Source organism: Neisseria sp. P0013.S005 (genome assembly GCF_051958425.1).
Lineage (GTDB): Bacteria > Pseudomonadota > Gammaproteobacteria > Burkholderiales > Neisseriaceae > Neisseria > Neisseria subflava.
On sequence record NZ_JBQCVL010000002.1, the window covers coordinates 345,499 to 357,043 of the forward strand.

The 11,545-nt window shown below is 51.8% G+C and carries 8 protein-coding genes and 1 pseudogene; 5 read left to right on the plus strand and 4 right to left on the minus strand.

Features of this window, described 5'->3' with window-relative positions:
- Nucleotides 1-26 precede the first annotated feature (26 nt).
- Nucleotides 27-2,243 (plus strand): type I secretion system permease/ATPase, encoded by a 2,217-nt coding sequence (locus ACTHTA_RS03850; protein WP_308111419.1) that lies wholly within the window; start codon nucleotides 27-29, stop codon nucleotides 2,241-2,243.
- Nucleotides 2,244-2,330: 87 nt separating this feature from the next.
- Nucleotides 2,331-3,560 (plus strand): HlyD family type I secretion periplasmic adaptor subunit, encoded by a 1,230-nt coding sequence (locus ACTHTA_RS03855; RefSeq protein ID WP_070633467.1) that lies wholly within the window; start codon nucleotides 2,331-2,333, stop codon nucleotides 3,558-3,560.
- Nucleotides 3,561-3,621: 61 nt separating this feature from the next.
- On the opposite strand, the gene pheA is transcribed toward ACTHTA_RS03855, so the two are convergent.
- Entirely contained in the window at nucleotides 3,622-4,710 is a 1,089-nt protein-coding gene (gene pheA, locus ACTHTA_RS03860) for a prephenate dehydratase (RefSeq protein WP_049323519.1), read from the minus strand.
- A 172-nt stretch (nucleotides 4,711-4,882) separates the two neighbouring features.
- Between pheA and tsaE the strand changes: the two genes are divergently transcribed.
- Complete coding sequence (tsaE, locus tag ACTHTA_RS03865; protein WP_308887356.1) at nucleotides 4,883-5,353, plus strand: tRNA (adenosine(37)-N6)-threonylcarbamoyltransferase complex ATPase subunit type 1 TsaE; 471 nt, start codon at nucleotides 4,883-4,885, stop codon at nucleotides 5,351-5,353.
- Nucleotides 5,341-6,588, plus strand: coding sequence for an N-acetylmuramoyl-L-alanine amidase (locus tag ACTHTA_RS03870; protein ID WP_308887357.1), 1,248 nt, complete (start codon nucleotides 5,341-5,343; stop codon nucleotides 6,586-6,588). Before tsaE ends, ACTHTA_RS03870 begins: the two co-directional genes overlap by 13 nt.
- A 66-nt stretch (nucleotides 6,589-6,654) precedes the next feature.
- On the opposite strand, the gene ACTHTA_RS03875 is transcribed toward ACTHTA_RS03870, so the two are convergent.
- Nucleotides 6,655-7,266, minus strand: a complete 612-nt coding sequence (locus ACTHTA_RS03875) for a DUF4230 domain-containing protein (RefSeq protein WP_137040559.1) — start codon at nucleotides 7,264-7,266, stop codon at nucleotides 6,655-6,657.
- Between the two features lie 190 nt (nucleotides 7,267-7,456).
- Between ACTHTA_RS03875 and ribBA the strand changes: the two genes are divergently transcribed.
- Nucleotides 7,457-8,797, plus strand: a complete 1,341-nt coding sequence (gene ribBA / locus ACTHTA_RS03880) for a bifunctional 3,4-dihydroxy-2-butanone-4-phosphate synthase/GTP cyclohydrolase II (RefSeq protein WP_372340825.1) — start codon at nucleotides 7,457-7,459, stop codon at nucleotides 8,795-8,797.
- 216 nt (nucleotides 8,798-9,013) lie between these two features.
- Here ribBA and ACTHTA_RS03885 read toward each other — a convergent pair.
- Together ACTHTA_RS03885 and ACTHTA_RS03890 are read right to left on the minus strand one after the other, a co-directional pair.
- Nucleotides 9,014-9,622, minus strand: a pseudogene (locus ACTHTA_RS03885) (IS5 family transposase); the annotation flags it as partial.
- A gap of 237 nt (nucleotides 9,623-9,859) precedes the next feature.
- The coding region (locus ACTHTA_RS03890) for a transferrin-binding protein-like solute binding protein (RefSeq protein WP_440379628.1) at nucleotides 9,860-11,545 on the minus strand (1,686 nt) is incomplete at its 5' end.

The window sequence follows — 11,545 nt, forward strand, 5'->3', positions numbered from 1 at the left end:
AAACCAAAAACATTACGCGAAAAAATATGAAAACCATCATTGAACACATCGTTTTAGTGACCCGCCTTTTGGGTGCGCCCGTATCCGAAGCCGCTTTGTCCGCCGAAGTCGTACGCGACAAAAAGCTCAAAGTCAACTATCACTCACTGGTCGAAGTCCTGCGCAGCCACGGCTTTGAAAATACCTTATCCAAACGCAATCTGGAAGACATCCCCTCGCTCGCCGTGCCGGTCATGATTATCCTGCACAACGAAGAGGCTGCGGTCATCACCCAAATCGAAGGCTCCGGCCAAGAGCGCAAATACCATATCCGCCAGGTTGACGGTTTGGAACAGGAACTCAGCCATGAGCAGCTCTCCGGCCTGTATTTGGGCTACTGCTGGTTTATCAAACCCAAAATGGCGACCGATATGCGCTCGGAGTTGCCTGAATACCATCTGCCCAAAGCATGGTTTTGGAAAGTCATTTGGCGTTTCCGCAGCTACTACTACCAAGTCATTTTGGCCACCATCATCATCAACTTCCTTGCGCTCGTCAGCTCCCTGTATGTGATGAACGTGTACGACCGCGTGATTCCGAACCAAGCCTATGAAACCTTATGGGTTTTGAGCATCGGCGTGGTCTTGGCAATTTTGTTTGAGTTTGCCGCCAAGATGATTCGCGGCCACTTGACCGATATTGCCGGTAAAAAAGCCGATTTGATCATCAGCTCCGCCCTGTTCCGCCGCGTGATGGCATTGCGTCTGGCAGACCGTCCTGCTTCTTCCGGTTCATACGCCAGCAACCTGCGCGAATTTGAAGCCGTGCGCGAGTTCATGACCAGTGCCAGCTTGTTGACTATTGTCGACTTGCCTTTCCTGTTGCTGTTTATCTTCGTGATTTCCATGGTCGGCGGCAAACTGGCACTTGTTCCCCTGACCATCATTCCAATTGTCGTGATTGTCGGTTTTGTCGTACAACGCCCGCTCTCTCGCCACATCAACGAATCGATGAAAGAAGGTTCGCAACGTTCCGGCCTTGCCGTTGAAGCCATCGAAGGCATCGAAACCCTGAAAACCAACAACGCCACATCTTGGGCGCAACAACGTTGGGACGAATACACCGCTAAAACTTCCGCTTCTTCCATCAAAGTCAAAGACACCAGCAACTTCATGGTCAACTTCGCCGTTGCCATGCAGCAGCTCAATACCGTCTTTTTGGTCGTCGTCGGTACCTATCTGATTCATGCCGACAACCATGCGGAACGCATCACCATGGGTGCATTGATTGCCTCCGTGATTCTGTCCGGTCGCGCCTTGGCGCCGTTGGCACAAATCGCCGGTCTAGCGACCCGCTTCCAACAGGCCAAACTTGCCCTCAAAGGCGTAAACGATATCGTTACCCGCCCTATCGAGCGCAATCCGGAACGCAAATACATTACTTTAGACAACGTTCAAGGCAGTATTACCTTTGAAAACGTATCGTTCAAATATCAAGCCGACAACAACAGCGCCGTCGAAGATTTGCGCCTGACCATCAAACCGGGCGAAAAAGTCGGTATTTTGGGCCGCATCGGCAGCGGTAAAAGCACCATGCTCAAACTGGCCAGCGGTCTGTACGACACTGAAAAAGGCAACGTTACCCTTGACGGAGTCGATATGCGCCAGCTTGACCCCAACTTCCTGCGCGATCAAGTCCTGCTGCTGAGCCAATCGCCACGCCTGTTCCTCGGCACATTGCGTGAAAACATGGACTTGGCACGTACCGGCAGCTACTCTACCGACCAAGACTTACTGACTGCACTCAACCGCTTCGGCCTCGACAAAATCATCCGCAACCATCCGCGTGGTTTGGATATGCCTTTGGGTGAAGACGGTTTGGGCTTATCCGGCGGTCAAAAACAAATCATCGCCCTGGCGCGCATGACCTTGCGCAACCCGAGAGTCGTCTTGCTGGACGAGCCGACCACCAGCCTGGATCAAGCCACTGAGCGTATGGCGCTCAATGCCATTGCCCAATGGGGCCGCAACCGCACCATGCTTTTGGTGACCCACCGTCCGCAAGTGCTGCAAATCGTCAACCGCATCATTGTAATGGACAATGGTAAAGTCGTGATGGACGGCCCGCGTGACCTGGTATTGCAAAAACTCATGCAAAACGAACAGGCCAAAGCAGCCAACGTCAAACAACAACAGCAACAAGCTGCTGCAGTCAAACAGCAGCAACAACAAGCTGCCGCCGCCCCTCAATCGGCAGCACAATAAAGCAAAAGGCCGTCTGAAACCTACTTACCCTTTCAGACGGCTGCCCTAATAGTTAAAATCCACCAAACACAATAAAGATACACGATTATGAGCCGCGAAAACAACGTCAAATCCAAAGACCTACACCTCATCAACGACCTCAATGCCGCCCTTCAAAAAGAAAAACACAGCGGCCAATTTTGGGTCATCATCCTATTCTTCCTTTTCCTGATTGTCTTCGTCGTCTGGGCATACAACAGCCCTGTCGAAGAAGTGACCCGCGGCAACGGCAATATCATTCCCAGCAGCCGTGAGCAAGTAATCCAAAGCCTCGACCCCGGCATCGTAACCGAAATCATGGTTAAAGAAGGCGACATGGTCGAGAAAGATCAGATTCTGATGAAACTCGACGACACGCGCAGCTCTGCCGTTTTACGAGAAAGCGAAGCCAAAGTCGAAAACCTCGAAGCCACTATTGCCCGTCTTAAAGCCGAAGCCTACGGCATCAAGCTCTCCTTCCCTGACAGCGTGAGCCCTGAGCTTCGCCGTCGCGAAATTGCCGCCTACAAAGCACGCCGTCAAGCCATGACCGACGCTGTCAGCGGCCTCTCCCAAAGCAAGGCCGCGCTTGACCGCGAAATCGCCATTACCGCACCTATGGTTGCCGAAGGCGTGGTTTCCGAAGTCGAACTTTTAAGAATGCGCCGCGATTCCGCAGACTTGGCCACCCAAATCTCCGAACGCCGCAACCGCTATAAAGCCGATGCCAACAACGAACTCTTGCAAGCCGAATCCGAGCTGGCGCAATCCAAAGAAAACGTTGCCATGCGTGCAGACCCGGTTGAACGCTCGCAAATCCGCGCACCTATGCGCGGCATCGTCAAAGGCATAAAAGTCACCACCATCGGCGGCGTTGTGAATGCAGGCGAAGACATCATGCAAATCATCCCCGTTGACGACAAACTGCTGGTCGAAGCCTATATCCGTCCGCAAGACATCGCCTTTATCCGCGCAGGCCAACCTGCATTGGTTAAAGTCAGTGCCTATGACTACTCCATCTACGGCGGTTTAGAAGGCAAAGTTACCCTCGTCGGCGCCGATACCGTCAGCAACTCCATGCAAAACCGTGCCAACGACTTGAAACTTGACCCGAACCAAGTCTATTACCGTGTTCTCGTCCAAACCGAAAACAACTCCCTGAAAGACAAAAACGGCAAACCTATGCCGATTATTCCGGGCATGGTTGCAACGGTGGACATCAAAACCGGTGAAAAAACCATCTTCCAATACCTGATCAAACCGATTACGCGTATGAAACAAGCGTTAAGCGAACGCTAATCGATAAAACGATAAAAGGCCGTCTGAATATTTTCAGACGGCCTTTTATACCCAATAATCCTTACAAAACAACGGTCGGATAAGAGCCGACAACTTTCACGAAGGAAGCGCGTTCGCCCAAAAGCTGCAAGGCTTTTTGGACATTTTCATCGCTTTGATGGCCTTCGATATCGATGAAGAACAGGTATTCCCACAAAACCGATTTGCTTGGGCGGCTTTCAAATTTGGTCATGGAAATGCCCAACTCGGTGAAGGGTTGCAACAAGGAAGTAACGGCACCGGCACGGTTGGGCGCAGATACGACCAAAGAGGTTTTGTCGTTGCCGCTGCGGCCGGTTTCTTGATGACCCATCACCAAGAAACGCGTGGTGTTGTTCGGTTCGTCTTCGATGCACTCGGCGGCAAAACTCAACTGATAAATTTCCGCGGCGATACGTCCGGCAATGGCGGCCACATTCGGGCTGTCAGATTCGGCAACCAAACGCGCTGCTTCGGCATTGCTGGCTACGGCGATACGCTCGGCATTGGGCAGGTTGCGGCCGAGCCAGTCGTTGCATTGTGCCAAGGCTTGGGCATGGGCGAAAACTTTGGTAATGCCGCCGATTTCATGGCTGTCTTTACGCAACAGGTTGTGATGAATGCGGACAACCACTTCGCCGCAGGCTTTCAACGCAGTGACTGCCAACAAGTCCAAAGTTCGCCCCACCGAGCCCTCGGTCGAATTTTCTACCGGCGCCACCAAATAATCGGCTTGACGCGTTTCAACTTGTTTGAAGCAGTTGTCGATGGTGGTACACGCCATGGTGTGTGCGGCGTGGCCGAAATGTTTGATGGCGGCTTGCTGGGTAAATGTTCCCTTCGGGCCCAAATAGGCAATCGTCAACGGACGCTCCACTGCCAAACATTCGCTCATAATCTCGCGAAACAGCCGGGTGACCGATTCGTCCGGCAAAGGGCCGCGGTTCAAATCCTGAATCCGGCGCAAAACGGCCACTTCCCGCTCAGGACGGTACACCGCGCCTGTTCCTTTCAATTCGCCGATAGCATGCGCATGGCCGGCACGCTCGTTGAGCAAACGGAGGATTTCCGCATCGATGCTGTCGATGGCATTGCGGTGCGGCAATAATTGTTCGTCTATGGATAAAGGCATAAGCTGTCTCGCAATTTTGTGAGGGATATTTTCATTTTAACATTAAAGGCCGTCTGAATTCCGTTTTCAGACGGCCTCAACACTATCTTTATCTAACTTTATCGTCTATCAGGTTTGCAAACGCCGCCAATTCCATCATAATTAAGCCTTTTGAACGACAAGGCCTATTCCCATGCACTCAAACGGACTGTACACCCGTTTTCTGCCCGATGAAGAAGCAACCCTGCAACTGGGTGAAGAATGGAGCAAGCAGCTTTCCGCTCCGCTGACCATCTACCTTGAAGGCGGGCTGGGTGCAGGCAAAACCACGCTGACACGCGGGATTTTGCGCGGACTGGGGCATACGGGCGCAGTCAAAAGCCCGACTTACACCATTGTCGAATCTTATCCGCTGGATACATTTACCCTCCACCATTTCGACCTCTACCGCTTTACCATGCCCGAGGAATGGGAAGATGCCGGTTTGGACGAATTGTTTGCGCCTGACAGCGTCTGCCTTATTGAATGGCCGCAGCAAGGTGGGGAATTCACGCCTCCGGCAGACATTACCATTACATTGACGTACACCGATAAGGGCAGAACCTGCACCTTTTCCGCCCACACAAACCAAGGCCGAAAAAGTTTAGAATCATGGTCAAATTAACTAGAAGACACATTCTCCGTCAAGGCACAGGACTATTTCTCACCCTCACGCCCGTTGGTGCCGCATTGGCCAAACCGGCCTCTCCTGCGCAATTCCTTGCCGTCCGCATTTGGCCGGCGAACGCCTACACACGCGTTACCCTTGAGAGCAACCACTCGATGAAATACCAACATTTTATGTTGGACAACCCCAGCCGGTTGGTCGTGGATATTCAAGGTGCGGAAATCAACAGCGTCCTGCAAGGCATTTCCAGCAAAGTGCTGTCTAACGACCCTTTTATCCGCAGCATCCGCGCCGGTCAAAATACGCCCAACACCGTGCGTATCGTTATCGACCTCAAACAAAGCACTCATCCTCAAGTCTTCGCACTCGCACCCGTCGGCAACTTCAAAAACCGCTTGGTTATCGACCTCTATCCGCACGGCGCAGATGCCAACGACCCGATGATGGCCTTGCTCAACGGCAATATCCCCAAACAACGTCCGAATACCAATATCGCATACGACACCCCTGCCCCTAAAAGCAATCGCGGCAGCGGCGGCAACCGCCGTCCTGTGATTATGATCGACCCCGGTCATGGCGGCGAAGACCCCGGCGCAATCGGCCCGAGCGGCCTCAAAGAGAAAAACGTTGTACTCTCCATCGCACGCGAAACCAAAAAACGCCTCGAAGCCTTGGGTTACAACGTATTCATGACGCGCAACGAAGACATCTTTATCCCATTGGGCGTACGCGTTGCCAAAGGCCGTGCGCGCAATGCCGACGTATTCGTATCCATCCACGCCGATGCCTTTACCAGCCCGTCCGCTCGCGGTACCGGCGTGTATATGCTCAATACCAAAGGCGCGACCAGCTCGGCGGCAAAATTCCTTGCCCAAACCCAAAACAACGCCGACGCCATCGGCGGCGTACAAACCAGCGGCAACCGCAACGTCGATAACGCCATTTTAGACATGACCCAAACCGCGACCCTGCGCGACAGCCGCAAGCTCGGCCATTCCGTCCTGACCGAATTAGGCAAACTCAACCAACTGCACAAAGGCCGCGTTGACGAGGCTAACTTTGCCGTTCTCCGCGCGCCGGATGTTCCGTCCATTCTGGTGGAAACCGCCTTCCTCTCCAACCCTACCGAAGAGCGACTGCTCGGCAGCGAGTCCTTCCGACAACAATGCGCCCAAGCCATTGCCACCGGTATTCAAAAATACATCAATACCGCCGTTTTACGACGCGGTTAAATGGCTTGATGAAACAAAGGCCGTCTGAAATTTTTTCAGACGGCCTTATCTTTTCAAGCAATCTATTTAACCGCACTTCCCTACCGCAGCCGGATAGACGGACACCTTCGTCTGCGTCAATGCAAACAGGTTTTCCAACTGCGTTTGCGCCTGACGGTTGGCATGTTCCAAAATCTCAGCCTTACACGCGCTTTGCAATACCTGCCGTTTCGCCTCTTCCTGCACCGTCTTAAATACAGACTTATCCATAGGCAGCAAATTAAACGAGCCGGTCTGAATATCGTACACTTCGATATTTTCCAAATCCACGCTCAAGATTTCCACCGTCGGCAGACTGATAATTACCTTATCGTCCACAATATTGACATTGTCCGCGCCCAACTTGTCCAAATCCAAACCGGCCAACACCTTACCGCGCACAATAAAAATACCGCTTTGCGAATCCTGCCACAGCCTGCGCCAATCCCCTTTTTTCTCCGTACGGATAATCGTATCGATATAAAATGCCGTACTTTCCAAGCGGTTCATCTGCTTAATCTGCATCAAAACCCCCTCACGGGACAAAACCTGATGTTCTTCGTTCTGACCATGCAGGGCATAAAACCAGCCGCCCGCAGCCGTCAGCGCACACAACACCAGCACGACCAATCCGCGCCCAAGCATTTTCATTTCAAACATCCCCCGTTAAAATAATCATCAAAACATTCCCCATATTCTCCCAAAACCGTCAATTTCAAGCCATACCCAGGCCGTCTGAAACATTAAAACTTATTACCAAAAAGTAATAAAAAAATCCCAATAAACAAAGTTTGCCTTTTGGTAAAGACAAGACTACAATCCATTACACACAATTCAATTTCATCTCATCATGAATACCACCAACCTGCGCCGCCACAACCTGCGGCAATGGATAACACAACACCACAACGGCCAGCAGACCAAGTTTGCCCAAGCCATCGCCATCAACCAAGGCGAGCTGTCCGCACTGCTGAAAAACAAATCTTTCGGCGAGAAAAAAGCCCGAAAAATCGAGCAGGCAGCCAATATGCCTGACATGTGGCTGGATCAAGACCACCAAGACCGCCACACCCCCACCATCAGCCAAGAAAGAAATACCATGTCCCACATCTCCACCATCCCCGAAATCCTAGCAGACATCAAAGCCGGCAAAATGGTCATCATCACCGATGCCGAAGACCGCGAAAACGAAGGCGACTTGCTGATGGCCGCCCAATTCGTTACCCCAGAAGCCATCAACTTCATGATCAAAAACGCACGCGGCTTGGTCTGCCTGCCGATGGACGGCGAAATGGTCGAAAAACTCGGCCTGCCCATGATGACCCAGAAAAACGGCGCACAATACGGCACCAACTTTACCGTCTCCATCGAAGCCGCCCACGGCATTACCACCGGCATTTCCGCCGCCGACCGCGCCCTGACCATTCAAACCGCCGTTTCCCCATCCGCCAAACCAGAAGACATCGTCCAACCAGGCCACATCTTCCCACTGCGCGCCCAAAAAGGCGGCGTACTCGTCCGCGCCGGACACACAGAAGCCGGCGTTGACCTGGCACAAATGAACGGCCTGATTCCCGCCGCCGTCATCTGCGAAATCATCAACGACGACGGCACCATGGCGCGCATGCCCGAACTGATGAAATTCGCCGAAGAACACAATCTCAAAATCGGCACCATTACCGACCTCATCGAATACCGCAGCCGTACCGAAAGCCTGCTCGAAGACATGGGTAACGCACCCGTACAAACCCCGTGGGGCGAGTTCCAACAACACGTTTACGTCGACAAACTCTCCGGCGAAACCCACCTCGCCCTCGTCAAAGGCACACCAACCGCCGACGAAGAAACCCTTGTCCGCGTCCACGAACCCTTCAGCGTAATGGACTTCATCCAAGCCAACCCGCGCCATTCATGGTCATTGCCCAAAGCCCTTGAGCGCATCCAACAAGCCGAAAGCGGCGTAGTCATCCTCTTGCACCGTACCGAAGACGGCGCCACCCTACTCGACCGCACCCTGCCCAAAGGCGCAAACCAAGCCTACAAATGGGACAGCAAAAGCTACGGCATAGGCGCACAAATCCTCGCCGGCCTCAACGTCAAAAAACTGCGCGTCCTCGGCCAGCCGTCATCCTTCACCGGCCTCACCGGCTTCGGCCTCGAAGTCGTCGGTTTTGAAGAAGCTGAAAAATAATCTTGCTTGATTGATTCTCAAAGCAAATGAAACAAAAGGCCGTCTGAACATCATTTTTCAGACGGCCTGAGACCTTTGCAAAATTCCTTTTTCCCCGACAGCCGAAACCTAAACAAAGATTTTCGGCTGTTTTTGTTTCAAATATCCACTGATTCTACTCAAATCCCACCCTTAATCCCCCTTGGATACCTGATTAATCAGGCATCTGGCCGCCTTTTAGGCAACTACAGGCGCACTTAGCCTGTTGGCGGCCTTCAACAGGTTCAAACACATCGCCTTCAGATGGCTTTGCGCACTCACTTTAATCAGCCCGAAATAGGCTGCCCGGGCGTAGCGGAATTTACGGTGCAGCGTACCGAAGCTTTGTTCGACCACATAACGGGTCTTCGACAAATATCGGTTACGTTTGGTTTGCGCTTCCGTCAGCGGACGGTTGCGGTGGGCTTTGCGCATAATGCCGTCCAGCAACTGATGGTCTTTCAGGTGTTGCCGGTTTTCCGCGCTGTCATAGCCTTTGTCGGCATAGACGGTCGTGCCTTCAGCTATACTTTCCAACAAAGGGGACAGGTGGTTGCACTCATGGGTATTGGCGGGGGTGATGTGCAGTTTCTCGATATAGCCTTCCTCATCGGTACGGGTATGTTGTTTGTAACCGAGTTTGTAGAGGCCGTTTTTCTTTGTCCAACGGGCATCTTCATCTTTGCTCGGTGTGGTTTGGCCGCTGACTTGTCCTTCTTCATCGACTTCTATGGCCTGACGCTGTTTGCTGCCGGCGGTCTGAATAATGGTGGCGTCAATGACGGCGGCGGATGCTTTCTCTATTTGAGACCTTTGCAAAATTCCCCAAAATCCCCTAAATTCCTACCAAGACATTTAGGGGATTTTGGGGAATTTTGCAAAGGTCTCAGATTATCTGAAAATAAGATTCAAGGTTTTCAGACGACCTTTTAGCGGGTAAATTGCTCTCTAGATTGTTGTTACCGTAAAAGGTCGTCTGAAAATCCTACCCACTCAAAAACAAACCGCCTTTTCAGGCGGTTTGTTTTCAGCTTAAACAGACGGTTATTGTTTTTTACCGCCAAATACACCGAAGGCATTGTTACTTTTATCTTCTTTGTCATGATAACTGTATCGCCCAGCCATTTCGGCAGCTTTGTCACCGTAGAATCCGCCGGTTACAGAGCCTTGTGCATCTGAAGTCCATTTACCATTAAAGCTGCTACCTGTAATACCTGCGGTAAAGGCTCGTTCATTCATGAACCATCTGTCACCACTATTGATTTTACCTGCGATAGTCTTGGTATCGAAGTTGACATCTGCGGTAAACGAACCGGTGGTACGGTAGGTGTTGCCGGCATCCACCCAGTTTTCCTTATCATCCAAGTTGCGGGCACGGAAATTCAACACCTCGCCTGCGTATTTAGCTGTACCGGACGGTAGAGAGGTACTCATTACCCCCTGAACAAACAAGGAGTAGGCATTATCGGCAAGTTTTGCCGCACCGAAGACAACATTGCTCAAATTGCCTGAAGCAACAAACGATTTGTAGTCCGAACCCAATTCAGTTTGATGGAGCTTGTTGGTAACAGGTGCCAAAGCGATTGCCGTACCGTTGATAATGACTTTGGTCAAGTCCGCGATATTCGATAAGATATATTGCTCGCCTGTTTCACCTTTTTTCAATTCGGCCGCAGCGGCATCACCTTTAGGTTTGGTTACGGGCGTATCGGGTTTGACAACCGGCACATCAGGCTGTCCGCCTGCTTGAGCTGCCGCATCTTGGCGTTTTGCACCAAACACACCGCGCGCCACTACGTCTTCATCACGTTGGTTTTTGCCTGCCGCACTATATGTACCGGCAAGTTGGTCTGCCTTCGCGCCAAAGAATCCGCCTTGCATCGTACCTTGCTTGTTGGTGAAGGTGTTGCCGTGCAAATCGCCATTGAAAGACAAATTTTCCGCCATATCGCGCGCATTGGATTTGACGACACCTGCAATCCTATCGCCACCGCTACCACCGCCAACCGTTTGATCGGAATAGCGGTTGATGCTGACATTGATGGTTTTTTGGTCGAAATTGACTTTTGCGGTAACATCGGTTGCTTTGGCGGCAGGATACAGATTGGCCAGCTTGGCTTGCGAACCGGTTTCAAAAATTTCTTGCAGACCTCTTGTATTGATCGGCAGTCCGTTTTGGAAATGCAGGCCGATGCCTTTATAGGTTGCATCCCCTCTTTGGGCTGCAACGGTATCACTGCCTGATGGCGTGCCTTGGACAAACAACGCCTGTTTCACATCACGCAGATCGCTGACATCGGCAACACCGCCGTAACGAACGTCAGACAACAGGTCGCCGCTGTGTACCGCATATTGTGCTGCATCGGCTTTACCGCCGTTCATACTTTTTTCGCCCAACGTAAACTCACCCGCTTTAACGTCTTTGGTATTAATGGCGACACCATCAAGTACGACGCTGTTTTTATCCGAGGCAGTCGGAGCTTCGGTTTTGGCATATTCCAAATCGCCGGTTTCACGTTTTTTCGCTACCAAGACACCGCCATCCAAAGCCTTGCCCATTACTTTGCCTTCGCCGCCAAAACCTTGACCTGAATTGGCCTCATTGGCTTTCTTAGCTTCCTCAGCTTTCTTGGCCTCTTCAGCTTTCTTGGCTTCTTCAGCTTTCTTGGCTTCTTCAGCTTTCTTGGCTTCTTCAGCTTTCTTGGCTTCTTCAGCTTTCTTGGCTTCTTC

What these genes read in the sequence shown, in the direction of transcription:
- ACTHTA_RS03855 (WP_070633467.1), top strand. Translation starts at nt 2,331, where the DNA reads ATGAGCCGCGAAAACAACGTCAAATCCAAAGACCTACACCTCATCAAC.
- ACTHTA_RS03875 (WP_137040559.1), bottom strand. Translation starts at nt 7,266, where the DNA reads ATGTTTGAAATGAAAATGCTTGGGCGCGGATTGGTCGTGCTGGTGTTG.
- ribBA (WP_372340825.1), top strand. Translation starts at nt 7,457, where the DNA reads ATGAATACCACCAACCTGCGCCGCCACAACCTGCGGCAATGGATAACA.
- ACTHTA_RS03870 (WP_308887357.1), top strand. Translation starts at nt 5,341, where the DNA reads ATGGTCAAATTAACTAGAAGACACATTCTCCGTCAAGGCACAGGACTA.
- tsaE (WP_308887356.1), top strand. Translation starts at nt 4,883, where the DNA reads ATGCACTCAAACGGACTGTACACCCGTTTTCTGCCCGATGAAGAAGCA.
- pheA (WP_049323519.1), bottom strand. Translation starts at nt 4,710, where the DNA reads ATGCCTTTATCCATAGACGAACAATTATTGCCGCACCGCAATGCCATC.
- ACTHTA_RS03850 (WP_308111419.1), top strand. Translation starts at nt 27, where the DNA reads ATGAAAACCATCATTGAACACATCGTTTTAGTGACCCGCCTTTTGGGT.